This is a genomic window from Mucilaginibacter litoreus (assembly GCF_042676805.1).
GTDB classification, from domain to species: Bacteria; Bacteroidota; Bacteroidia; order Sphingobacteriales; family Sphingobacteriaceae; genus Mucilaginibacter; species Mucilaginibacter litoreus.
The window spans coordinates 265,806-290,140 of record NZ_JBHTHZ010000005.1; the positions used below are offsets into that span (position 1 = coordinate 265,806).

At 41.5% G+C, this 24,335-nt stretch carries 27 protein-coding genes and 1 tRNA gene; 16 read left to right on the forward strand and 12 right to left on the reverse strand.

Translation table 11 applies throughout. The features are described from left to right. Window positions 1-193 precede the first annotated feature (193 nt). From ACFQZX_RS09270 to ACFQZX_RS09285, 4 genes are all read left to right on the forward strand, one after another. The gene (locus ACFQZX_RS09270) at window positions 194-2,044 is read left to right on the forward strand and encodes a CocE/NonD family hydrolase (protein ID WP_377114156.1); all 1,851 of its coding nucleotides are present in this window, start codon (window positions 194-196) and stop codon (window positions 2,042-2,044) included. Between the two features lie 85 nt (window positions 2,045-2,129). After that, a complete protein-coding gene (locus tag ACFQZX_RS09275; RefSeq protein ID WP_377114159.1) occupies window positions 2,130-2,294 on the forward strand; it encodes a hypothetical protein in 165 nt (54 codons plus the stop codon). Window position 2,295: 1 nt separating this feature from the next. Continuing rightward, window positions 2,296-2,787 (forward strand): hypothetical protein, encoded by a 492-nt coding sequence (locus ACFQZX_RS09280; protein ID WP_377114162.1) that lies wholly within the window; start codon window positions 2,296-2,298, stop codon window positions 2,785-2,787. Window positions 2,788-2,914: 127 nt separating this feature from the next. Further along, window positions 2,915-3,448: a hypothetical protein gene (locus ACFQZX_RS09285; RefSeq protein ID WP_377114165.1), complete on the forward strand. Its 534-nt coding sequence runs from the start codon at window positions 2,915-2,917 to the stop codon at window positions 3,446-3,448. Between the two features lie 135 nt (window positions 3,449-3,583). On the opposite strand, the gene ACFQZX_RS09290 is transcribed toward ACFQZX_RS09285, so the two are convergent. Further along, the gene (locus ACFQZX_RS09290) at window positions 3,584-4,297 is read right to left on the reverse strand and encodes a 3'-5' exonuclease (protein ID WP_377114168.1); all 714 of its coding nucleotides are present in this window, start codon (window positions 4,295-4,297) and stop codon (window positions 3,584-3,586) included. 9 nt (window positions 4,298-4,306) lie between these two features. After that, window positions 4,307-6,700 (reverse strand): penicillin-binding protein 1C, encoded by a 2,394-nt coding sequence (gene pbpC, locus ACFQZX_RS09295; RefSeq protein WP_377114171.1) that lies wholly within the window; start codon window positions 6,698-6,700, stop codon window positions 4,307-4,309. Between the two features lie 26 nt (window positions 6,701-6,726). Here pbpC and ACFQZX_RS09300 point away from each other — a divergent pair, with 26 nt between their 5' ends. The 3 genes from ACFQZX_RS09300 to ACFQZX_RS09310 are packed head-to-tail and all read left to right on the forward strand — an operon-like array spanning window position 6,727 to window position 8,724. Further along, entirely contained in the window at window positions 6,727-7,452 is a 726-nt protein-coding gene (locus ACFQZX_RS09300; RefSeq protein WP_377114173.1) for a glycosyltransferase family 2 protein, read from the forward strand. A gap of 3 nt (window positions 7,453-7,455) precedes the next feature. After that, entirely contained in the window at window positions 7,456-8,166 is a 711-nt protein-coding gene (locus ACFQZX_RS09305; RefSeq protein WP_377114176.1) for a tRNA1(Val) (adenine(37)-N6)-methyltransferase, read from the forward strand. A gap of 39 nt (window positions 8,167-8,205) precedes the next feature. Further along, entirely contained in the window at window positions 8,206-8,724 is a 519-nt protein-coding gene (locus ACFQZX_RS09310) for a metallophosphoesterase family protein (protein ID WP_377114178.1), read from the forward strand. A 45-nt stretch (window positions 8,725-8,769) separates the two neighbouring features. Here the strand turns inward: ACFQZX_RS09310 and rnhA are convergent, their stop codons facing one another. Beyond that, entirely contained in the window at window positions 8,770-9,234 is a 465-nt protein-coding gene (gene rnhA, locus ACFQZX_RS09315; RefSeq protein WP_377114181.1) for a ribonuclease HI, read from the reverse strand. Window positions 9,235-9,398: 164 nt separating this feature from the next. Between rnhA and ACFQZX_RS09320 the strand changes: the two genes are divergently transcribed. The 4 genes from ACFQZX_RS09320 (at window position 9,399) to ACFQZX_RS09335 (ending at window position 12,294) form a co-directional block, all read left to right on the forward strand. Continuing rightward, window positions 9,399-9,472, forward strand: a tRNA-His gene (locus ACFQZX_RS09320). 46 nt (window positions 9,473-9,518) lie between these two features. After that, on the forward strand, window positions 9,519-10,151 hold the full coding sequence (locus ACFQZX_RS09325; RefSeq protein ID WP_377114183.1) for a hypothetical protein: 633 nt from the start codon (window positions 9,519-9,521) through the stop codon (window positions 10,149-10,151). Between the two features lie 250 nt (window positions 10,152-10,401). Next, window positions 10,402-11,307 (forward strand): metallophosphoesterase family protein, encoded by a 906-nt coding sequence (locus ACFQZX_RS09330; protein WP_377114185.1) that lies wholly within the window; start codon window positions 10,402-10,404, stop codon window positions 11,305-11,307. Between the two features lie 138 nt (window positions 11,308-11,445). Then, entirely contained in the window at window positions 11,446-12,294 is an 849-nt protein-coding gene (locus ACFQZX_RS09335) for a hypothetical protein (RefSeq protein ID WP_377114188.1), read from the forward strand. 78 nt (window positions 12,295-12,372) lie between these two features. On the opposite strand, the gene ACFQZX_RS09340 is transcribed toward ACFQZX_RS09335, so the two are convergent. From ACFQZX_RS09340 to ACFQZX_RS09365, 6 genes are all read right to left on the reverse strand, one after another. Beyond that, window positions 12,373-13,323 (reverse strand): aldo/keto reductase, encoded by a 951-nt coding sequence (locus tag ACFQZX_RS09340; RefSeq protein ID WP_377114190.1) that lies wholly within the window; start codon window positions 13,321-13,323, stop codon window positions 12,373-12,375. Then, window positions 13,324-13,557, reverse strand: a complete 234-nt coding sequence (locus ACFQZX_RS09345) for a hypothetical protein (protein WP_377114194.1) — start codon at window positions 13,555-13,557, stop codon at window positions 13,324-13,326. Between the two features lie 83 nt (window positions 13,558-13,640). Further along, on the reverse strand, window positions 13,641-14,033 hold the full coding sequence (locus ACFQZX_RS09350) for a GNAT family N-acetyltransferase (RefSeq protein ID WP_377115322.1): 393 nt from the start codon (window positions 14,031-14,033) through the stop codon (window positions 13,641-13,643). Window positions 14,034-14,099: 66 nt separating this feature from the next. Continuing rightward, window positions 14,100-14,690 (reverse strand): hypothetical protein, encoded by a 591-nt coding sequence (locus ACFQZX_RS09355; protein ID WP_377114197.1) that lies wholly within the window; start codon window positions 14,688-14,690, stop codon window positions 14,100-14,102. Further along, window positions 14,677-15,177 (reverse strand): RNA polymerase sigma factor, encoded by a 501-nt coding sequence (locus tag ACFQZX_RS09360; RefSeq protein WP_377114199.1) that lies wholly within the window; start codon window positions 15,175-15,177, stop codon window positions 14,677-14,679. The genes ACFQZX_RS09355 and ACFQZX_RS09360 overlap by 14 nt, the downstream gene beginning before the upstream one ends. Before the next feature lie 42 nt (window positions 15,178-15,219). Next, window positions 15,220-15,747 carry a hypothetical protein gene (locus ACFQZX_RS09365; RefSeq protein ID WP_377114202.1) on the reverse strand — a complete coding sequence of 176 codons (528 nt, stop codon included), beginning with the start codon at window positions 15,745-15,747 and terminating at the stop codon, window positions 15,220-15,222. A 48-nt stretch (window positions 15,748-15,795) separates the two neighbouring features. Between ACFQZX_RS09365 and ACFQZX_RS09370 the strand changes: the two genes are divergently transcribed. From ACFQZX_RS09370 to ACFQZX_RS09390, 5 genes are all read left to right on the forward strand, one after another. Beyond that, window positions 15,796-17,169, forward strand: coding sequence for a dicarboxylate/amino acid:cation symporter (locus ACFQZX_RS09370; protein ID WP_377114205.1), 1,374 nt, complete (start codon window positions 15,796-15,798; stop codon window positions 17,167-17,169). A 126-nt stretch (window positions 17,170-17,295) separates the two neighbouring features. Beyond that, on the forward strand, window positions 17,296-17,793 hold the full coding sequence (locus ACFQZX_RS09375; RefSeq protein ID WP_377114208.1) for a hypothetical protein: 498 nt from the start codon (window positions 17,296-17,298) through the stop codon (window positions 17,791-17,793). A gap of 74 nt (window positions 17,794-17,867) precedes the next feature. Further along, on the forward strand, window positions 17,868-18,176 hold the full coding sequence (gene rplU / locus ACFQZX_RS09380) for a 50S ribosomal protein L21 (RefSeq protein WP_377114210.1): 309 nt from the start codon (window positions 17,868-17,870) through the stop codon (window positions 18,174-18,176). A 46-nt stretch (window positions 18,177-18,222) separates the two neighbouring features. Further along, window positions 18,223-18,642, forward strand: coding sequence for a 50S ribosomal protein L27 (rpmA, locus tag ACFQZX_RS09385; protein ID WP_377114213.1), 420 nt, complete (start codon window positions 18,223-18,225; stop codon window positions 18,640-18,642). Between the two features lie 165 nt (window positions 18,643-18,807). After that, entirely contained in the window at window positions 18,808-19,407 is a 600-nt protein-coding gene (locus ACFQZX_RS09390; RefSeq protein ID WP_377114215.1) for a dihydrofolate reductase family protein, read from the forward strand. A 62-nt stretch (window positions 19,408-19,469) separates the two neighbouring features. Here the strand turns inward: ACFQZX_RS09390 and ACFQZX_RS09395 are convergent, their stop codons facing one another. The 3 genes from ACFQZX_RS09395 to rnr all read right to left on the reverse strand — a co-directional run bounded on the left by ACFQZX_RS09395 (window position 19,470) and on the right by rnr (window position 24,330). After that, complete coding sequence (locus ACFQZX_RS09395) at window positions 19,470-21,071, reverse strand: M1 family metallopeptidase (protein ID WP_377114218.1); 1,602 nt, start codon at window positions 21,069-21,071, stop codon at window positions 19,470-19,472. Between the two features lie 76 nt (window positions 21,072-21,147). Continuing rightward, window positions 21,148-22,122, reverse strand: coding sequence for a polyprenyl synthetase family protein (locus ACFQZX_RS09400; protein WP_377114221.1), 975 nt, complete (start codon window positions 22,120-22,122; stop codon window positions 21,148-21,150). Window positions 22,123-22,191: 69 nt separating this feature from the next. Next, the gene (gene rnr, locus ACFQZX_RS09405; protein WP_377114224.1) at window positions 22,192-24,330 is read right to left on the reverse strand and encodes a ribonuclease R; all 2,139 of its coding nucleotides are present in this window, start codon (window positions 24,328-24,330) and stop codon (window positions 22,192-22,194) included. Window positions 24,331-24,335 lie beyond the last annotated feature (5 nt).

Consider the following 24,335-nt stretch of genomic DNA (forward strand, 5'->3'; position numbering starts at 1 on the left):
TATATTTTCAAATATACAACTAATAGTTGTACTTAGCTTGCTTAATGTTTAAAAAAATAATCATTACAACAAATGATAGTATTTATTAAATTAAAAATTAAGAGTTGTATATAAAAACATGTCAATACATTTTTTGTTCACTGCCTTCCTAAAAACTGTTTCAATCAATATCTTTACAAGAACAACAGTATATATGAAGAAACTTTACTTGTTTGTCTTCCTGCTCATTCCAGCGGTTAGCTTCGCACAAAATGCCGACTCGGCCTGGTTTGTAAATAACTACATCAAAAAAGAAGTAATGATCCCCATGCGTGATGGAGCCAAATTGTTTACTTCTGTTTATATGCCCAAAAACGCGTCACAAAAACATCCCATACTTATAACTCGCACGCCTTATTCCTGTTACCCGTATGGGGATGCTTATAAGGCATACTGGCGCAGTTTTATGATGGCTTATTGCAGGGAAGGATATATCATGGTTACACAGGATATTCGTGGCAGGTGGATGAGCGAAGGTAAATTTGAGGTTGTCAGGCCTTTCAATCCCAATAAAAAGTCTAATAAGGATATTGATGAAGCGAGCGATACCTATGATACTATCGACTGGCTGGTAAAAAACATAAAAGGCAATAACGGCAAAGCTGGCGTTACAGGTATATCCTTCCCAGGCTTTTATGCTACTATGGCCGCACTAAGCGGGCATCCGGCGCTGGTAGCCGTCAGTCCGCAGGCACCCGTAACCGACCGCTTTTTTGGCGATGACGATCACCATAATGGCGTTTTGTTTTTAATGGATGCCTTTGATTTTCATGTGGGGTATGGCTTTAGTCAGCCCCGGCCACAACCCACAAAAAAGCCTGCTAAAACTTATCAGTTTACCAATAGGGATAATTATGATTATTACCTGAGGATGGGCGCTCTGCCAAATTTCACCCGGGTAGCCGGCGATAGCCTGGAGTTTTGGAACAACATGATGAACCACCCAAACCTGGATGCCTGGTGGAAAGCACGCGACGCGCGCAGCGGCATAAAAAATGTTAAGCCGGCCATGCTGGTAGTAGGTGGCTTGTTTGATGCAGAAGACAATTACGGGGCGTGGAATACCTACCAGGCGTTGGTTAAACAAAGCCCAAAAACCAGCAGTAAACTGGTGGTAGGGCCATGGTATCACGGCCAGTGGGCCAGCAGCAATGGCACACATTTAGGCAACATCAATTTTGACAGTAACACAGCTACCTGGTACACACAAAATATTGAAATTCCATTTTTTAATTACTATCTATTAGGTAAGGGCTCGATAGACAGTATTAAAAAAGCCACCATCTTTTTCTCCGGCGAAAATAAATGGCGGACGTTTGATGAATGGCCACTTAAAACCGCTGTACAAACACCGGTTTACCTGCGCGAGGGTGGTAAGCTTTCATTTCAGCAGGTGCAAACTTTAAGGCCTGCTTTTGACAGCTACGTAAGCGACCCGGCCAAGCCCGTGCCCTATGCAGAGAATGTGCACTTTAACCGCACCCGCGAATACATGACCGATGATCAGCGCTTTGCCGCCCGCCGCCCGGATGTATTGGTCTACGAGATGGAGGTGCTGGACAAAGACATCACCATTGGCGGCCCGGTAACTGCCGACTTACTGGTTGATATATCTGGTACCGATGCTGATTTTGTAGTAAAGCTGATAGATGTGTTTCCGGAAGATGCGGGCACTAACCCTGATACCAAATACCCGATGGGCGGTTACCAGATGCTGGTACGCGGCGACATAATGCGCGGCAGATATCGCAACAGCTTTGAAAAACCGGAAGCATTTACGCCGGGAAAAACCGAGCATGTTAAATTTACCATGCCTGATGTTGCCCATACTTTTAAGAAAGGGCATAAAGTAATGGTGCAGGTACAAAGCAGTTGGTTCCCGCTGGCCGACCGAAACCCACAGCAGTTTGTAGATATCTACCACGCCAAAGACAGCGACTTTGTAAAGGAAACTATCAACATTTATCAGAATCAATCCAAGGTGGTATTGCCGGTGATAGAATAGGATAAGATGAATGTATGAATATGCCGGCCTCTTGGTTGAAACAAATCTTAAAGAACTTTGTGTAAATTTGAGTAAAACAAAAAGCATGAAAACCGAAAAGCAGGCATTTGATGAAGCTGAGCTTGAGCTGTTAAAGGAAGGTTTGAAGCGTACTTATAAAGAACGCTTTCTGATGGCTACACAGCTTTATAAGATACAGCAAACCATGCAAAAAGCCGTTATAACTCATAAACCGTTTATTGCTAAGTAATGTGGATATTTTTGACGAGGAAATACTAAGCTTTTGGGCAGCTCTTCAGGAAAATCAGGTGCTTTATATTATGGTTGGTGGATATGCGATAAATTTACATGGTTACTCTCGCTTTACCGGTGATATGGATATCTGGCTGGAAAATAGTGTAGATAATAGAAAGCGTCTTCGTTTAGCATTTGTTAAGTATGGTGTAGGCGATTATCCGATGGTTGAAACCATGCAATTTGTTGCCGGCTGGACTGAATTTTATCTTAACAATGGTCTTAGGCTAGATATAATGACAGAAATGAAAGGCTTAGAAGCATATTCATTTGAAGAATGCTTATCGATGGCTTCAGTAGCCGAAATTGATGGTGTGAAGGTACCTTTTTTACATATTAATCAGTTAATTGATAACAAAAAGGTAATCAACCGTCCAAAAGATCGAAGTGATGTTATAGCGTTGGAAAAAATAAAAAAATTAAGAAACGAGGATAACTCGGGTAAATGAAGTAAATTATAACGGTTCGATTCCGGCTCTGAGTATTTACCTTATGGGATTAGGCATAGTTTATATATTAAGTATTTTTATTTTATTTACTTTGATATACAAAGTACTTTTTATAATTTAGTCTAATATGAAGTTATGGCATAGAATTTTAATTACTTGGGGCGCAATTTGTTTAGCAGGAATCGTCTTATTTGTAAGCTATATCGCTTATAGTTTAACTTTTGGAAATAAAACATCCATAGATGAGGCCAGCAAGTCGGACGTTAGGTTTGTTTTAAATTGGTGTGGACTTGGCGATAATAGAATAAATAAAGTTATTAAAAGCTACGCTTCTCCGACTTCACTTACCGGAGATCACCTTGACGCTTACTCGATCAAAATAACTGATGTTACTTTGTCTGAACTGCAGAAAGAAAATATTACCATGGGGCGATGGTACCGCTGTGACAGTTTGCCAAAGACATTAGATGATGCTATTGAATTTATGGCAGGTTTTGAAGCAGAAATCTCTTGGTTCCCAAAAGAACAAGATTTAAGAACAAAGAACTTTTATGTTTATCCATGGAGCATGGGGTATCACGGGGTTCGTCCCTACTCTGCTCAATTAATTTTCCTTAATCCGAAAGATAAAATTGTCTATTATATAGATGGGAAGATTTAAAAAGCGAACAATTATTAAAATACCTCGACAAAGTCCGGCTTTGTACACTCATTTTACCTGCACATTGCCCTTAAAGCTGCAATTCTTGTAGGTCGCTAAGTTTGTAAGCCTTCAATAGTGACTGATTCCGTTAACTCACCCCACAATTGTCACGCAATCTTCCTCAATCAACGGCTCGCCACGATAGCGGCGGATAAGCTGGGCGGTGGCTATAACATCCTTTTGGCAGTAGGTGCAAATACGTTCAAGGGCGTTTTGTACCCAGTAAACATGGGCAACCTGGCTGCCATCTATATCGTCCTTGGAAGTGGGTATATCAAATATGGCGGTGAGCAGGTTAAGGGATGTAAAATTTTTATAATCGCCAAACTTCCAAAGCTCCATGGTATCCAGGTGTGGTATTTCCCAGGGGCGCTTGCCCTGTATCTGTAAATGCGGTGGAAACGGTACACCATGTATCAACATACGACGGCAGATGTATGGAAAATCGAATTCTTTACCGTTATGCGCGCAAAGAATAATGCTTAGCGGTTGCCCGCTAAGCATTTTAGAGAAATCGGTAAGCAGTTGTTTTTCGTCATGCCCGGCGAATGATTTTACCCGCAGACCGGGCCGTTTGCCGCCGCTATTTGAAAATATACCTACCGAAATACAGACTATTTTACCAAACTCTGCCCATATACCGGCACGCTCATAAAAATCCTCGGCGGTTTCTTCGCCGCGCATGTTACGGGTTTTATGCGCCCAAAGTTCCTGCATTATTACAGGCATATCGCTATGTACAGCATATTGCGGTACAGTTTCAATATCCAGCACCATCAGGTTACTCAAATCGTATTGCTCAAGCATAGGGCTAAGTTATTTATTCTTATCCAGCACTTCAAAGTTTATTTGCAGGGTGTTACCGCCGCCATCAACCAAAGTAAGCTTATGCTTACCGGCCGAGGGTTCCAAAGCCATCTGCTGAAAGGCGCTGCTTTCGCCCACAAATTTATTGTCCAGATGCCAGAATATTTTAGCGCCGGGCAAACGGTGGGCGGCATTGCATATCATCCGGCCGCGCTGCCCGTCCGCTTCTATTGGCACATATACTTTAGCGCCGTCTTTCGGGTAAATCAGTTCCATGGGGTTACCTTCATTATCGCTGCACCCAGGGGCAAAAGGCGGAAGCAGCTGGTATTGGTAGTTTTTTGTTTTGTAATAATATTCCATCGACGGAGGCAGCACAAACCAGGGTTTATTAATAATGGCATCCGCAGAAACGCAATTACTACTTACCTGAAAACGCTCATCTGCAGAAAGATGCACCAGCTTATGCCAGGGGCATACCGGCGCCTTTAGGCCACTTTTAGGTACATACTGCTCGTTTACATGGTTGCAATATTGCCCGGCCCGGTAACCGCTTTCTTTGCATACGTTTATCTTCACCATTTCGCCTGTAGGCATTTCAAACCAATTGCGCGATACAGGCAGCAGCCGGAATAACTCAAACAAAACAGGCGCGGCAGTATTGATGCCTGTCAAGCCTGGTCGCCCTTCGCCATCCGTATTACCTACCCACACGCCAACCGCATACTTAGGACTAACGCCAATTGCCCATCCATCCCTAAAGCCAAAACTGGTACCTGTTTTCCACGCTATACGCTGGGTAGAGCTGAACTGCTGCCACAGCATTTCTTCGCCCGGGCGCATTACTTCTTCCATAGCCTGCAGCGTATAATAAATCGAACCCGCATCAAGTAGTCCGTTCTTTTCTAAGTTACCATGTGTGCCCTTTTCTAATTGATATATCGGGTGGTGATAATCGGCTGTACTGTACTTGCCGCCATTTTTGTTGTAATGATTAAGCACACGCCCCATGGTTGAATAAGCGCCGGCAAGCTCCCATAGCGTGTTCTCACCGCCGCCCAATATCAAAGCAAGGCCGTAATGATCAGCCGGTTGATTTAAGGTTGTAATACCTGCTTTTTTAAGCATATCGTAAAAGCGCTCGTATTTGTACTGCTGCAGCATTTTCACAGCCGGAACATTCAACGAACGTGATAAGGCATTTGAGGCCGGTACGGCGCCATCATAACCCAAATCAAAGTTTTCCGGGTGATAACCGGCAATCTGCGTGGGTACATCGGGTATAAGGCTGTTGGGCAAGATCAAGCCATCGTGCAGCATACTTGCATAAAGCAGCGGCTTAAGCGTACTACCCGGACTGCGCGGAGCGCTGATCACATCCACATCGCTTTCCATCTCCGGGTCTTCACGGTGCGAAATATTGCCTACATAAGCTAATGTCGCGCCGGTTTCAACATCTACAATTATGGCGGCTATATTATTAATATCATTGGCTTTTAATACCTGGTGATGTTTTTCCAGGATATCGGTTACCTGTGTTTGCAGGTTTGTTTTTATAGTTGTAGTGATGCGGGTTTCAGACAGCTTTTTGTTCTTATAATCGGCTTTAAAACGTTGCAGCAGGTGAGGGGCCAGTTGGGGCAAGGGCACCGGTTTGTCAGGTACCGGCTCTAAACGGGCAAGGGCAGCGGTTGTACTGTCAATAACCCCTTGCTTATAAAGCTTGTTAAGCAACATATTGCGCTTTTTAAGCAATATCTGCCTGTTTTTACCGGGATGCACCAGCGAGGGTGAATTTGGCAATACCGCCAACGCAGCCATCTCTCCCCAGGAAAGTTTATCAGGACTTCGCCCAAAATATCTCCACGCGGCAGCATCAAGGCCGATAACATTGCTGCCAAAAGGGGCATTGCTTGCATATAGGGCCATTATCTGTTTTTTGCTGTGTGTAAGCTCCAGGCGCATAGCTACAAATATTTCGCCTAACTTATTCCATACAGTACGTTTGTGGCGGGTAGCCAGCCGTATAACCTGCATAGTGAGGGTGCTGCCACCGCTGGTAACGCGGTTTGATCGTATGTTTTGCTTAACTGCCCGGCCAAATGCTAATGGGTCAAATCCCGGATGGTACAAAAACCTTTTATCCTCAAAGGCCATTATGCATTTAGCAAATTTATCGGGTACCTTGGCATTATAGGGAAATCGCCATTGGCCATCCGGAGCTATGGAAGCGCCTAAAAGCTGGCCACAATCATCGTCGATAACATAGGAGGTAGGGCTGTCAAATAACGGATCAGGCAGGCAAAGTGCAAACCATATACTTAAAGCCAGTAAAATGGCAGTAATTATAATTACTTTTGGCTTTTTGATGTATTGCTTTAAACTTTTTGCGCGTAGCTGCATTAATAGGTTGGCGTATTTATCAGCGAATGAAAATAAGTAAATTATCAATAATTATCCCGGCTTATAATGAAGGTGCTACCATTCACTTCATTTTGAATAAGATAAAAGCGGTTGAACTTATTGATGACATCAAAAAAGAAGTAATTATTGTTGACGATTGCTCATCTGACAACACACAACAAGCTATACACAGTTATGCTGCCGGAAACCCTGAATTACCAATTAAGTATTTCAGGCACACAAAAAACAAAGGTAAAGGTGCTGCACTACATACCGGAATAGCCCAGGCAACCGGCGAATACACCATTATACAAGATGCCGACCTCGAATATGATCCTGCCGAGTACAACGACTTGTTAAAACCTATTTGCCAGGGCTTTGCCGATGTGGTTTATGGTTCGCGCTTTATGGGCAGTAATCCGCACCGTATCCTTTTCTTTTGGCATACCATAGGTAACCGCTGGCTCACATTTCTGAGTAACATGGTAAGCAACCTTAACCTTACTGATATGGAAACCTGTTACAAGCTGTTCGATACAAAGCTACTGCAATCGCTTCAATTAAAAGAGCAACGTTTTGGCTTTGAGCCGGAGGTGACCATCAAAATGGCGCGCCTGCCAAGTATACGTATCTATGAAGTGGGTATTTCCTATTATGGCCGTACGTATGAGGATGGCAAGAAAATAGGGTGGAAGGATGGCGTCCGGGCGATATTCTGCATATTAAAATACGGCCTGTTAAATACAAAGTAGGCGATGGGTGTTTTCAGGTTCAAAAAATTTGCAGTAGATCAAACAGGTTGCGCCATGAAAGTAAATACCGATGGCGTTTTGTTGGGTGCTTTGGCTTCGGCCGAAGATCCGCAACAGATTTTAGATATAGGCACCGGCACAGGGGTAATAGCGCTAATGCTGGCACAGCGTTTTCCAAACGCGAAAGTAGATGCGGTAGAAATTGATGCTTCTGCTGCGGAAACTGCCAAAAAGAACTTTGTAACTTCGATATTTAACGACCGTGTTTGCGTTTATGCGAATAGCTTTGAAAGTTTTCTTTACGATCACCCCGGCAGGCACTACGATCTGATCATTTCTAACCCACCGTTCTTTTTAAATTCTTTAGCCTCAGCTTCAGAAAACAAAAGCCTGGCACGGCATACAGATATGGCTTTTTTTGAAAGGCTCATCGAAAGCGTCAGCATTCATCTTAGCGATACAGGTAAATGCCAATTGATATTACCTTTGCCTGTAGCTGAAATGGTTAAAAGCTTATTGAACAATTATGACTTGATGTTGCAAAATGTGATAAGTATAAAATCTTTTGAGAATTCGGTACCGCACCGTGAGATAATTACATTCGGAGGATCGACCGTTAAATTTGAGGATAGTAATGTTGTGATTTACAGGAAGCCCAAAGTTTACTCAGATCAATACGCTACGTTGCTTAAAGAATTTCTGACTATATTCTAACATCAATCGTAATTCTTAAATCAAAAATCATAAATCAAAATGACTCGAATAGGCTTGATTTCAGATACACACAGTTACCTTGACGATGCCGTGTTCAGGCATTTTGACAAGTGCGATGAAATATGGCATGCCGGCGATTTTGGTACTTTGGAACTGGCCGATCAGTTAGCCGCCTTTAAACCATTAAAGGGTGTTTACGGTAATATTGATGGCGCAGATATCAGGCGCGTTTACCCAGAACATTTACGTTTTAAATGCGAAGAGGTGGATGTATGGATGACCCACATCGGCGGTTATCCCGATAGGTATAGTCCGTTTGTTAAGCCCGAGATTTATACTAATCCGCCCAAGCTCTTCATCAGCGGTCACTCACACATCCTGAAAGTAATTTACGATAAAAAGATTGGCTGTTTGCATCTTAATCCCGGAGCCGCCGGTAAGCACGGATGGCACAAAGTGCGTACGCTATTGCGCTTCAGCATTACAGCTGATAAAATTCATGATATGGAAATTATTGAATTGGGATCTAAGCAGGAAATTTTGAGTCCAAAGTCTTAAAATATTTGACTTCAAACTTTTAACTTTTGACTTTAGACTAAAAAATCACATCCCACTCGCTGCTTCTGCCTCAAATACAGTATCTATAAGCAAATCCTTTTGTTTGCCGGCTGCTACTGCAAGCTGGTCGCAGCGCTCGTTCTCGGGATGGCCATTATGACCACGAACCCAAACAAATTTAACGTTGTGCATTTTAGCTATGGCAAGGTAACGAAGCCATAGATCCTTATTCTTTTTACCGGCAAAGCCTTTAGCCAACCAGCCATTAAGCCAGCGTTTTTCAATAGCATCGATAACGTACTTAGAGTCGGAGTAAATAGTGACGTTTTGATTAGGTGTTTTAAGCGCTTCGAGCGCTTTTATGACTGCAAGTAGTTCCATGCGGTTATTGGTAGTTTTGCGAAAGCCTTCAGACAGTTCTTTATAATGCTTACCAGCCCTTAAAATAACACCATAACCGCCGGGACCGGGGTTACCGCTCGATGCACCATCAGTAAAAATTTCTATCATATTAAACGCAACTACGTACGTTGCAAAAGTAACAGAAAACTTGCTATTGTTAGGCGGACTACCCCTTGAACTGCTTTAAACGGCTCATTTATAACGCAAAAAGGTATATTTTTAAAAAACTTTGTAAATAGTAGGCAAATTTCTATTTTTGCCTTCCTCAAACGGTAGGCATAGCTCAGTTGGTTAGAGCACCAGATTGTGGTTCTGGGGGTCGTGGGTTCGAGCCCCATTGCTTACCCATAAGCCTCTCATTCTCATGAGAGGCTTTTTTATTATCTTTATTTATGGCTTTTCTGTCGTCTTTATTTTCTCCGTCATTAACTCCCAACCAATACTGTTTTCCATATTTTTTTGACGAAGAAAAATTTCTAAAACAAATTAGAGAGTTTGGATTGTCATATAAGTTAACTATCAACAAAAAAGATAACATATTTAATCCTATATATTTATATTTATTTGATTATTCCAACATTGGATTTGAAATTGATTATTTCAGTAACATAATGTTTGATTCTCTTGGTAATTTATTGATTTGGAAAACTGAGGAAGATCTGATTCGGTTGACAAAAATTAGGTTGAATAATGGATTAATTGAGAAAGTTGATTTTACTATTAATTTGGCGGATTTTCAATTAGGAAAAAATAAACTTTCTTTTAACTACGGTTTAAGAAACTTTGTGACTTTCGTTAGAAAAAAAGATTTAATATACAATTTAGAGTACTTTGAAACATTTGTTATTTTAATAATAGATCAGATAAATATCAATATAATTCCATTTGATTGGTTTAACACAACTGGCGGAGATTATGGATATGTTTGGCCTGCCGTCGCACAAATTAATCTGAAAAATTTTGAACTGACCGGAAAGGGCATGAGAATGGCCGATTTCAAAGTTCAATTATCTGATTATATTTGAAAAACTACCGACTTCAATCAAATCTTCAATAAAACGATTCGAACTTTGCACCGTTACCTATCCGCAACGCTTCTTAGGAAACTAAGAGGCGTTTTTTGTTTGAGTCGTCAAAACCGCATTTGCCTGAAAGGTAGTCCTGTATAAGATTTCCAGGAACACTTCAATCATTATGGCTTAATATATAATTAATCCTTAACAGGTAAGTTTGCCATGATTACGCTCATCAAGCAGATCATGACACCTTATACCTATGAATAGAAGAAATGCACTATTGAATATCAGCGGCATCATAGCTGCACCCGGAATTGTTTTAGCCTCTTCTTCAAAAACTAAAAAACCGGTATTACGCATTGCACATCTTACAGATGTACATTTAAAAAATGATTTGGGCGCGCCGGCAAAATTTAAGAAATGCCTGCATCATGTGCAAAGCCTCCTGCCAAAAGTGGACCTTATTTTAAACGGTGGCGACATCGTGTTTGATATGAATAAAGAAAACTTGTCGGTGATCAACAACCAATGGACACTTTATCATAACATGATCAAAAACGAGTGTAGCCTGCCAATTAAATACTGCCTGGGTAATCATGATATCTGGTGGAATGAAAATACAAAAGGCGATGCATTTTACGGCAAGCACTTTGCGCTCGATCAGCTAAAGCTCTCAAAACCATATTACAGCTTCATGCAAAAAAACTGGAAGTTGATTGTGCTGGATAGCGTTCATCTGGATATTGACAATACCTGGTATATTGGCAAACTGGGCGATGAGCAGTTTAGCTGGCTTGAAAATGAGTTGAATACCACTGATGCAAAAACACCGGTACTTATTTTATCGCACATACCAATTTTAACAGCAACGCTGATGATAGAGGACGACATTGTGAATAGATGGCAAATGCTGGGCGGTGATATGCATACCGATGTTTCAAAGATCATCAAACTATTTTATAACCACCCAAATGTAAAGCTATGCCTTAGCGGGCATATTCACCTGCGGGACAAAGTGGTGTACAATAATGTTACTTATATATGTGATGGCGCTGTGAGCGGTGCCTGGTGGAATGGCAACCGACGGGAAACCGCTCCGGGTTATGGCGTAATAGACTTATATGATGATGGTAGCTTTGATGAACGGTATCTGAACTATATATAACTCCCGATTCAATACAATTCAAATCCGATCTAATTTACGGGAGAGCAGAAGGTATAACTGTTAACGGTTAAGTTAATGATGCAATGCTTGGGTTAAACCATCGATATCACTTGCAGTCATAACTGTAAATCGTAAGTTATGAAAAGATCAGTTTTACTTTCAGCCATATTGCTTGGCGCATTAGGCTATAACAGCGCCAAAGCCCAGATATCCGTTCATATAGGCTTTAATATACCAGCTCGTCCGGTTTATGTCCCAGCGCCGCCTCCGCCGCCACAACCTGTTGTAGTGTATGATACCGATGAGTTTGACGATAGTGATGATTACTATTATTTACCAGAAGTGGAGGCTTATTATAGCGTACCCAGACATTGCTATTTTTACATGGATGGTGGGCGTTGGGTTTCTGCAGCTTATTTACCCGGCGCATACCGCAGCTACGACTGGCGTACTGCTGTACGTTATGAGGTAAGGGCACGCAGGCCATATATGCATCATGATGTTTACCGTGGCCGTTGGGGCGGAGACTTTAATCGTGGCCGCGACTGGAACCACCGTAGTGACGTATATGCCGGCAGGAGGTATAATAACGGTTTCCCAGGTAGAAGAAATAATGATAACAGAAACCGCTGGAATGACAATCGCGGAGAATGGAATCATCCGGATGAGAACCGAAACCGCTGGAACGACAATCGTAGCGGATGGAATCGCCCGGACAATAACCGACGCCAGAACGACAACCGGGGTGGATGGAACCGACCGGATGAGAACCGAAATCATAACCAAGGGAATAATGGTGGCTGGGACCGACGAGATGATAATAAGGGCCGTGGGCAAGAAGGCAGCAATAATGGTGGCTGGAGCCAGCCAGGCCGAAACAACGGTAATGAACGCCGTAATAACGATAACAACGGCCGGGGCATAGGCCAACGCTTTGCCCAAAATAATGGGGGTGGCCGCCCTGTAATAGGTCACAGACGTTTTTAAAATTTTTCCCCCATAATATAAACTATAAAGCCGCAACGTGTTTATCCGTTGCGGCAGCTTTTAATTATTTTAACAATATTAGTAAGTACTTGCTACAGTAAGGTTTTCTATTGTAGTCCTGTCAAGGTCCAGCTGTACCGATTTTACTAAATCGCCTAACTGAGCAGTGCTTGTTGCGCTGGCGATAGGGGCGGTAATGCCCGGCCTTGCCATCAGCCATGCCAGTGCCACGCTTGCTGATGTAGTATTATATTCTTCGGCAACCTCATCAAGCGTTCGTAATATGGTAAATCCCCGGTTGTTGAGATATTTTTTAACACCTGCGCCACGCTTACTTTTGTTCAAATCATTTTCTGAACGGTATTTTCCGGTTAAAAAGCCACTGGCTAACGAGTAATAAGTAATCACGCCTAAATTATTTTCGTGGCATAAGGCCTCGTACTGACGTTCATAATCTTCACGATCATACAGGTTATATTCGGGTTGCAGGGTTTCATAACGTGCAAAACCGTTATCCTTACTTACCTTAAGTGCTTCACGTAAGCGTTCGGCACCATAGTTTGATGCACCTACAGTTCGCACCTTACCTTGTTTAATCAGATCGGTAAAGGCTTCCATAGTTTCTTCAAGCGGGGTACCAGCGTCATCTTCATGTGACTGATAAAGGTCTATATAATCTGTTTGCAAACGGCGTAATGAATCTTCAACCGCTTTAAAAATATAAGCCTTTGACAGGCCTTTTTTATCATCCCCCATAGGCTTGCCCACTTTTGTGGCTAATATTACCTTATCTCGTTTGCCGCTTTGCTTAAACCAGTTACCAATAATGGTTTCAGATTGACCACCAACGCCGTTAAAAGCCCATCGGGCATAAACATCGGCAGTATCAACAAAATTAAAACCAGCATCTATAAAGGCGTCTAAAAGTTCAAAGGAGGTTTTTTCATCTACGGTCCAGCCAAAAACGTTACCTCCAAAACACAATGGAAGCACTTCAATCCCCGATTTTCCTAATTCTCGTTTTTCCATTTATACCAGTTTGTTATTTATTTGTATTTGTTCGGCCAGTTCGTCAACCCATCCTGATAAATAAGGCTCCGAGCCGGCAATGCGTTCCCAGTTGCCATCCTCATTGTGTGCAATGGTCAATTCTATACTTTCGTCAATTGCTTTAAAGGTATAAACGCCAGCTGCTGTTTCAACAACGGTCCCGTTAACAGGCGTATCTGTCCCGGTAAGTACTGCATCAAATTCTTCAGTCATAGTAAATGTGTTTGTTATTTTTTAACAACAGCCAGCTTTTGATGTTTGCAATAAAACTAATGAATATCAGAAGGAGGTGGGGATCAAAGCAACTTCTTCATCAACAGGTCTGTTTGCTCATCTTTACCTAAAACAAACTGATGACTGTCAAAAACCTCAAATCCATGGTATTTGTAAAATTTTTGCGCTTTTAGGTTATGCTCCCAAACACCCAGCCATAGGTATAACAAACCATTGTCTGCTGCTTTTTGGATAGCAAATTCAAGTAGCTGTTTACCTATTTTTAAACCCTGATGCTGTTGAAGCACATAGATACGTTCAATTTCAAGTGCATTAGTGTCCTGCAGTTCTGTTTGTGCATCTCCAAAATTAAGCTTTAAATAAGCAACAGGTTGATTATCTATAATGGCAAAATGGAACTCTGAGTTGGGGTTTGATAATTCCGATTGTTTTGCTGAAGAAAAGCATCGAAAAATGTTGTACGGCTTAACTGTAAAAGAACAGGGGCATCAGCTAATGTCACTTGCTGTATTATCATAAAATCAGTCAAATTGCTGCTGTAAGCGTTCCAGTCTGTCTATCATCAGGTTCAATTTTTCCTCTTCGTTCTTCAGCATCCGCGGTTTAATATAAAATGTAGTAAACAGGAACCAAATCAGCGTGAACCCATAAGTCAGCAGTTTAAAATACAGCGGTGCATATTCAAGCACTTCTATAAAATAAAGCCCAAGCCCGGCACTTAGCATTAATATATAGGCATAATAAAACCATCCTATTACACGGCTGCGGTCTTTTTGATAATGCTTCAGGCTATTAAGGTAGTCTGTAGGGTTTTGAGTAAGGTCATGTTTGTTAAGTATGTGATAATGGCGCACGATCATGTACAGGTACATAGCCATAGTAATTAAAATAATTAATATGCCTATGGTTGTTGCAGGCGATTTAAAGGCCATAAAAAACATCAGGATAAAGGCACCTATAATGGTGGCAACCATGGCCACTATTGCCCAATACAATCTCGAGGTTATGCTCCGGATACCCTTTTTAACCTGTTTAAGCACTTCTTCAACAGGAAGATGCTCCTTTTTTGGCTGTCCCTGCCAAACCGACATTAAATGATCAAAGTCTTTCATACTGATTATATAACTCTGTCAATTTTTGTTTAATGCGATGTATCTTCACTCTCAAATTCCCTTCAGATATACCCGAAACTTCAGCAATTTCGGAGTAGGGTACTTCATCAAGTACCAACGTAATTATAATCCTTTCAGATTCTTCCAGCTTAGAAATACATTTATATAATAAAGCAACCTGTTCGTTCTTTTCAGAAAATTCTTCGCGCTTGGTTTCGGCAATTTGCGGGGTTAACTCATCCTTGGCCTGTCTTTTTTCAGAGCGCAAATAGGTTAAACATGTGTTTACTGCAATACGGTATATCCATGTAGAAATAAGCGCCTGATTACGAAATTTGTGAAGGTTTTGCCAAACCTTTAAGAAAGTCTCCTGTAGCAGATCATTCGCCGCATCATCATCTCCCGTATAACCATAGCACAGGTGAAAGATCTTTTTTGAATTGGCTTCATAAATTCTCCTGAAAGCGTCTTCTTTATTATCTGCCACCTGTTAATAGTTTTACGATTTGACAAAGTAAGTTACTAAATGTTACAACTGGTAACTTTTTTTGCTAAACCACGTGTATTTCTGTTCTGCGGTTGCCAGCAACTGCTCATAGTCGCTCATGTAATCTGTTTGCACATCTTCGTGCAACTTGCCGATACTTGCCTTTATTTTTTCAATCTGGCGTGTCAAAATCAAACGTATAGGCTTATGTGAGGTTTGCCTTGTAACGTATTGCAGATAGTTTTGGCAAAAATTGATCAAAAGGTCAACTTCGGCCGTTTTGCTGCCAGTAAACTTGATGTACTTATTAAGAAACTTCAATATTTTACGGAGCGCTTTAGCTGCAAAGTAACTTTGGGAAGGTAACTGACTAAACATAAAACCGGCCTCGGCTTTAACGCTTTCAATAAACTCCTCCTGGTTATGCGCCTCAAACAGGAGGTAGGCAAGCAGCTCTTTGTTATCTTTTTTATAACGTACCAATCTCAGGCATAACTCAGCAAGTTGTTCGGCAGGCAAATGCTGCAATTCCTTTTTTATTTGTTGCAAGCCGTAGGTAGTAATACTCATCGGTTTATATAAGCTTAAATTTTGTAGTTTTGCGGCACCAATAAGCACATGCAGAAAAGTAAACTTACCCTCTACATATTCTTAGCTTTGATACTCGGTGTAGTAGCCGGATATATTTACAACGCTACTGTAATTAAAAGCATCAACACTGGCATCAGTACTGCCGAGGTAAATATAAAAACCTTAGACCAGCAAATTGCTACCACTGCCGATACTTCCACTGTAACTTTTAAGGCGCTGAAAAAAGAACGTGCTGCACAGGCAACTGTTTTAAAAGAAAACAACACTAAACGGGAAGATAAGCTTGAGGTATTCACTATCTTAAGCGATATATTTTTACGCCTCATTAAAATGATTGTGGCACCACTTGTTTTTACAACGCTGGTGGTTGGTGTGGCAAAGTTAGGAGATATAAAAGCGGTGGGGCGCATTGGCGGAAAAACGCTGTTGTGGTTTTTAAGCGCTACGCTTGTTTCATTATTGTTGGGAATGGCGTTAGTTAACTTTTTTAAACCGGGAGAAACTATGCATTTGCCATTGCCTGATAGTCACTTATCTACCGGCATCCAAAAAACAGCCTTATCCTTACGTGATTTTATAAGTCATGTTTTTCCTAAAAGCTTTATCGAGTCGATGGCTAATAACGAGATATTGCAGATCGTTGTATTTTCACTATTTTTTGGTGTAGCTACGGCCGCTATTGGCGAGAAAGGCGAGGTCGTAATTAAAGCCTTGGATGCCATAGCTCATGTAATATTAAAAATTACAGGGTATGTAATGCAACTGGCGCCATTGGCGGTGTTTGGAGCAATAACGGCCATTATAGCCAAGCAAGGTTTAGGGATCTTATCCACTTATGCTATTTTCATCGGCGAGTTTTATTTCTCATTGGTATTATTATGGTTGGTGATCATTTTTGCAGGCTTTATTATTTTGAACAAACGGGTATTTACTTTAGTAGGCAATATAAAGGATGCCATGCTGATAGCCTTTAGCACATCAACCAGCGAGGCGGCATATCCTAAAGTGCTTTTAGAGTTAGAACGCTTTGGATGTAATAATAAGATTGTAAGCTTTGTACTGCCTTTAGGTTACTCCTTTAATCTGGACGGCTCTATGATGTACATGACTTTTGCATCGTTGTTTTTGGCACAATCGTACAATATTCATCTTTCTTTTGAACAGCAGCTATCTATGCTTTTGGTGCTGATGCTTACCAGCAAGGGCATTGCCGGCGTTCCGCGTGCCTCTTTAGTGGTTATTGCCGGGACCATTTCAATGTTCAACATTCCCGAAGCAGGCCTTGCCTTACTGATCGGCATCGATCCACTACTGGACATGGGCCGCTCTGCCACTAACGTACTTGGCAATGCCATGGCAACGGCGGTAGTGAGTAAGTGGGAAGGGGAGCTGGAAAAGTAGGTTAAATTCCTGAATTAAAAGTTGTATCTGAATCCCGCAAAACTGTTCAGTTATCAAAAGACACCAAGCAATAAAATTTAAAGAATCAATAAATCATTAATTCAATCCTTCACTCACTAAACACAAATGTCTAATCGTTCAAAAAAGATATTTCTTATTCTCAGCGTTGCCGTACCGTTTTTACTGTATTGTATGTACTACTACGGTATGATGATTAAAAACGCGCCGTATAAATTTTCGGAGTTTGAATCCTTAAAGTTTGAGTTTGGCTATAACGATAGTCTGCTCAACAAGTATAATTCTGCAACGGGTGAATATCAGTTTGTTAACCGCCGTGATTCAGTGGTTAAAATGAACATGAAACTTACTAAGGATGATTTGCTTTATTTACACCGCAAAGCTGCCGAACTTGGGTTTTGGGATTTCCCGGCCAATGAATTAAAAACAGATTCAAATGAACGCTCGCCCCGGTATTTGATGGAGTTTAAATATAAGCGCAAAACCAAAAAAGTTGTTTTTGATGCTGCCTACAGCGGTAATGAAAAACTGGTTGATGCTAACCAACGCCTGATAAAGGAAATACAAAAAGTATTGACAGAAGCAGAAGCCAGGACTAAAAAATAGTTTATAAGCGTTGGGATATAAAATATTAATCCATATATTTGCACCTCAAAATTTAAAACAATAATTAATCAACAATGTACGCAATAGTAAGTATAGCCGGGCAACAGTTTAAAGTTGCGAAAGACCAGCAGATCTTTGTACACCGCTTACAGGGAGATGAAGGCGCTAATATTGAATTTGACAGCGTGTTGTTAGCAGAAAACGAAGGTAGCTTTAAATTAGGTGCAGACCTGAAAGGCGCTAAAGTATCGGCTAAGATCGTGTCTCATTTAAAAGGTGATAAAGTAATTATCTTCAAAAAGAAAAGAAGAAAAGGCTACAAAAAGAAAAACGGTCACCGTCAGCAATTCACCAAGATCGAGATCACGGGTATCACATTATAATTAAATTTTAAACCGGGATATTGATCCCACAAAAAGATATTAAGAAATGGCACATAAAAAAGGGGCCGGTAGTTCACGAAACGGCCGCGAATCGCATAGCAAACGTTTAGGTATCAAAATTTTTGGTGGTCAGCCGGCTATTGCAGGTAACATCATCGTACGTCAGCGTGGTACCCAACACAATCCAGGCCTTAATGTAGGCATTGGTAAAGACCACACTTTATTTGCTTTAATTGATGGCAAAGTGGTTTTCAAAAAGAAAGCAGATAATCGTTCATACGTTTCTGTGCTTCCGTTAGAAGATGCTCCTGTTGCTGAAACTATTGCACCTAAAGCAGCTGTACAAGCTGAAGCTGTGGCTGTAGAAGCACCTGTAACAGAAGAAGCTCCAAAAGCTAAAAAAACTGCTTCAAAAGCTAAAAAAGAAGAAGCTGCTGATACAACAGAAGAAGTTGTAGCTGAGTAATTCCAGCTTTAATATACAGAGAGCCCCGGTCAAAATTTGGCCGGGGCTTTTTTTTGTTTAATTTGTCGTATTTCACCCTTTAATAAGCCGCATCTATACCATAAATATTAAGCTGATATTCATGAAGTTTACATCAGAAACGCAACTAATTAAATTTGTACAGATATGAGAAAAATAACTGTTTTAGCATTTATCACATTAGACGGAGTAATGCAGGCACCTGGCGGAACAAATGAAGATACATCAAACGGTTTTGAATACGGTGGCTGGACCGCACCTTACGGTGACGATATTTCTGGCAAGGTGATGGAAAAGCAGATGCAACCTGCAGACCTGCTTTTGGGCAGAAAGACATTTGATATTTTTGAATCGTACTGGCCTCAGCATGCCGAGCACTGGCCTGGCGTTAATGATGTCACAAAATATGTACTATCTAATACTAGACAAACGTCCGACTGGGAAAACGTAGCTTTTCTTACCAGCGTAGAAGAAATTAAGGCGCTCAAGAACTCAGAGGGTCGCGAAATCAAAATCTGGGGCAGTAGTAACCTTGTTCAGTTGTTGCTACAACATGATTTGGTGGACGAATTCTGGCTGAACATTCATCCCTTGTTTTTGGGTAAAGGGAAAAAACTGTTTGACGACCAGGCAGTGCCGGCAGCATTTGAATTAGTGGAGAGCCATGTAACGCCAAAAGGACTTATTATGGCAAACTACAAGCGGGCAGGAAAAGTGGAAACCGGTAATGTAGGCGCTGCGGAATAATAACAGCAGGAATAGGATGTGAAGGCATTCACATCCTATTCCTGCTGTTACTCACTTATACTTTATTCTAATATTACTTTCTTCAGATACCATCCATCGGCATCAATAACCGGTACAGTTTTGCTGCTCACGGTTAAACCCTGCTGATTTAGCATTAGCTTTTGCGTGCCGCTATCTGTTTTTACATCCACCGGTAAGGTCATGTTGATGTTTTGTAATTTGATCAGATATTTATCACCGGGACGGGCTTTAACATCTACTTCAAGTTTATCAGTAGTACGAAGGAACATATCAAATAACGGTTTGAGCGATTGACCATAAGCTTTGCTGAAATATTGTTCCACCTCGTCGGTAACATTCTGGTGGTCGTAGGTAAATTGTGGATCAGTTGCCAATCCTTTAAGGGTTTTAAAGAACAAGGTATCGCCCATAACATAATGCAACGTGTGCATAAAATAGCCGCCTTTGCTGTAGATATCGCCATTATATGCCGAGGCCTCATCTATATCCTTCCCTAATATAATGGGCTGCTTATTCTGAATCCCGAAAGCCGACTTTTTAAAACGATCAATATAAGCCTGGTGTCCTTCCAGGTCTAAAACCGGTAAGGCATCTGCATAAGTGTCAATCCCTTCATGTATCCAGTAGTCGGCCCAATCGCGTGCAGTTACCTTATTGCCCCACCACTCATGGCCAAACTCATGGAACATCAGCCAGTCAAAATCCTCGCCACCAACTTTAGTATACCTAAATTTATTGCCATAGGCATTCATGCTCTGATGCTCCATACCTAAATGCGGTGTTTCAACAATGCCCAGTTTTTCTTTGGCCCATGGGTACTCACCAAAGTATTTTTCTTTTGATTGTACCGCTTTAACAACCATTCCCAATAAATGATCGGCCTTATCCGCATGCTCTTTTAGTACATAGAATTGCACAGGAACGGTTCTGCCGGCAACAGATTTATAAGTAGTGCTTTTTACAGTATAATCGCCTGCATTAAAAACAAGACTGTAGTTATTGATCGTATATTTGGTTTGCCAGTGATAAGTGGCAGTGTTACCTTTTTTACTTACCCCCTTAAGCAGGCCAGGGCCGGCAACAACCAGGTTTGATGGTACGGTGATATACATATCGGCACCCTCATTAGGCTCATCACTTGGATGATCCTTACAAGGGAAAAAGATCTTGCCGCCAGTTTGCTCGGCAGTAACGGCCAGCCAGGGGTGGCCGGTTGAATCTTGTGTCCAGGTGAAACCATCGTCCCAGGGTGGTCTTTTAGCTATACGCGGTTTACCGCCATAAGCAACTCTGATGCTTGCCTTACCGGCAGGCAATTCTTTAGCCAGGCTAATATTGATTAGTCCGTTTTTATGCTCGAAGGATTCCTTTTTACCATTTACAGTAACAGCGCTCACATTTAAAGAATCCAACAGATCCAGTACAAGCAACTTAGCAGGCTGTGAGGTGATTACATCTACGGTGGTATTTCCGTCGATTGATTTTTGCTCAAAATTACAGTTAATGGCTATGCTGTAATGCCGGACATCCATAATGGCCTGCTCCGGCTTAAGTTTGCCGCCTGATGTTTGGGCACTTGCCTGAAAGCTAAAGGCAAGCGAACAAATTGCGACAGAGAAAAATTTAGTAAAGTTATACTTCATCAGACAAGGATTGATTTGTGTGTGCTTAAATATAAGCATCTCAACCCATTCTGCCGATATTGTAATAGAAATACCCTTAAAATTCCCTTACCAGTAAACCATCTGCAAATTCGCGAAGATATTGCTTGTTTTCTTCCGGCAATTTGATTTTTTCAAGAGCTGCAAATGACTTTTCAGCATAAGTTCGCATTTCGGCCTCTGCATATTGCCGCACATTCACATGATTATAGATATCCGTAACGGCGGCTACTTTTTCAGTAGCGTTAAAACCCGTTGCTGTAAGCCATCTACTTAAATTAGCTGCCGTTTCGCTGTCAGCAAGTTCCTGAGCTTTAATGAGCAGATATGTTTTTTTATTAGAGATAATATCGCCGCCAACTTGCTTTCCAAACTTTTCGGGGTCGCCATATACATCCAATATATCATCCTGCAGTTGAAAGGCGATACCCAGGTTAACACCAAAGTCAGCTAATAAATCAGCGTCTTGATCGTCGGCATAGCCAATAAGCGCACCTATTTTTAAAGCGCCACCCAGCACAACAGCCGTTTTAAGGCGAATCATATTGATGTATTCTGTAATACTTATATCATTGATGGTTTCAAAAGTCATGTCCAGTTGCTGGCCTTCGCAAACACCTACTGCTGTATCATTAAAAATATCAAGCACGGTACGCAGAATATTTCCACGTACCTGCATCATTAGTTTATAACCTTCAATCAGCATAACATCGCCGGAAAGGATGGCTACATTGTTATTCCACTTTGCGTGCACGGTTGTTTTACCGCGGCGTTTAGGCGCATTGTCCATAATGTCGTCGTGCATCAACGTGAAATTATGGAACACTTCAATGGCAAGGGCAGGGGGAAGGGCTGCGTTTACATCTCCCCCAAATAAATCGCAGGCCATCAAAAGCAAGGCAGGGCGCATGCGTTTGCCCCCTAACGCAAGTATGTATTTTATCGGCTCGTATAACTCTGCCGGATACTCCGGAAACTTCAGATCAGAAACGGCGTTGGCAATCAGCGATTGCAGCTCATCAAGTTGTCTCATTAACAGTTGATTGCGTGAACGTTATAATTAAAATGGTTTACAACTATTCACTAATCATAATTTAAGTAATTAATCCTGTACCAGGGTAAAGTCAATCTGCTTCTTGGTCAGATCGACATTTTTAACCCTGATCTGCACCTCATCACCCAGTTGGTAAATTTTCTTTTTACGCTGGCCAATGATGGCATAATTCTTTTCGTCTAAGGTATAAAAATCATCAGTAATATCTCGCAAACGTATCATTCCTTCACATTTATTTTCAATGATCTCTACATACATGCCCCATTCTGTAACACCAGATATAATGCCGGTAAAATTGTTACCTACCTGGTCTTTAAGATATTCGGCCTGTTTATATTTTACAGAAGCGCGTTCTGCGTCAGCGGCCTTTTTCTCCATGGCCGAACTGTGTTTACATAATTCCTCGTAATGGTCGGCGTTAGCGCTTTGCCCACCGTTAAGATAATGAAACAACAGGCGATGCACCATAACATCCGGATAGCGGCGTATAGGAGATGTAAAGTGTGTATAATGGTCAAATGCCAAACCGTAGTGACTGGTGGTTTTTGTAGTGTAGATAGCTTTAGCCATAGATCTGATTGCCAGATGTGTAAGCACATTTTGTTCTTTTTTACCTTCAACATCTTCCATCAGGTAATTTAAAGATTTTGCTATCTCCTTATCAGACTTGGTGTTGATCTTATAACCAAACCTGGCGGCGAATTGTGCAAAGCTGTTCAAGGCATCCGGTTTAGGCGAATCATGTACACGATAAACAAATGTGTACTTATTTTTGCCTTTGCCCATTTTACTTACAAACTCGGCTACCTTGCGGTTGGCCAGCAGCATAAAATCCTCAATTAGTTTATGCGCATCCTTACGCTCTTTAACATACACACCTGTAGGTTTGCCATTTTCATCCAGCTTGAATTTCACTTCAGTAGTTTCAAAACTAATGGCCCCGGCTTTAAACTTACGTTCACGAAGTTTATAGGCTAATTCGTTGAGTTTTATTATTTCCTCAACAAAGTCACCGGTTTGTGTTTCAATAACATCCTGTACTTCCTCATAAGTAAAGCGCCTGTTGGAGTGGATCACTGTTTTACCAAACCATTGCTCTTTGATGTTGGCGTTTTCATCCAGCTCAAACACGGCGGCAAAGCATAGCTTATCTTCATTAGGTCTTAATGAGCATAATCCATTCGAAAGCCGCTCGGGAAGCATAGGTATAACACGATCCACAAGATAAACCGATGTGCCGCGCTCGTAAGCTTCTTTGTCCAACTCAGAGTCTGGCACGATGTAATGTGATACATCGGCAATATGAATGCCTACTTCATAATTACCGTTTTCAAGCTTCTTAAAAGACAGCGCATCGTCAAAGTCCTTGGCGTCGTGAGGGTCAATGGTAAAGGTCAGTACTTCCCTAAAATCCCGTCGGCTGGCAATTTCCTCATCAGTTATAGCATCAGGTATTTCCTCCGACTCGCGTTCAACCTCAGTGGGAAATGATAGGGGGAAACCATACTCGGCCAGTATGGCATTCATCTCGGTATCGTTCTCGCCCTGTTCGCCCAATACATATTTTATACGACCAACAGGGTTTTTAGCACCGGCCGGCCAGTCGGTTATTTCTGCAACTGCTTTTATACCATTGCGTGCACCGTTAAGCTCACCCAGCGGTATAAATATATCATGCATCATTTTACGGTCGTCGGCCAGTAAAAAAGCATAATGCTCAGATAACCGCACAATGCCAGTAAATTCCATTTTGTAGCGTTGCAGTATATCTACAATTTCGCCTTCTTTACGTTTACCACGGCTTTTTGCATAAACATAAACCTTAACACGGTCGCCATTTAAAGCATTTCGCAGTTTGCGCGGCGCTACATAAATATCACTTTCAAACTCATCATCGGTGATAATAAAGGCAGAACCATCATTAGTAAGATCGACACGTCCTTCAACAAATGTCTTTAGCTCTATCAGTTGAAACTTACCTGGCGATGGCTCCTTTAAAATGCCTTTAAAAGTTTCCTCTTCCAGTATATCATGTATAACCGTACGTGCATCTGGATCCCGAACGTTTAATTTTGCCGAAACCTGTTTATAATTGAGTGGTGTATTACCGTTTTCTTCAAAAACATCAAGAACCATCTGCGTAAGCACCTGATTGATTGATGATTTATTTTTTTTCTTTTTGGACATATATA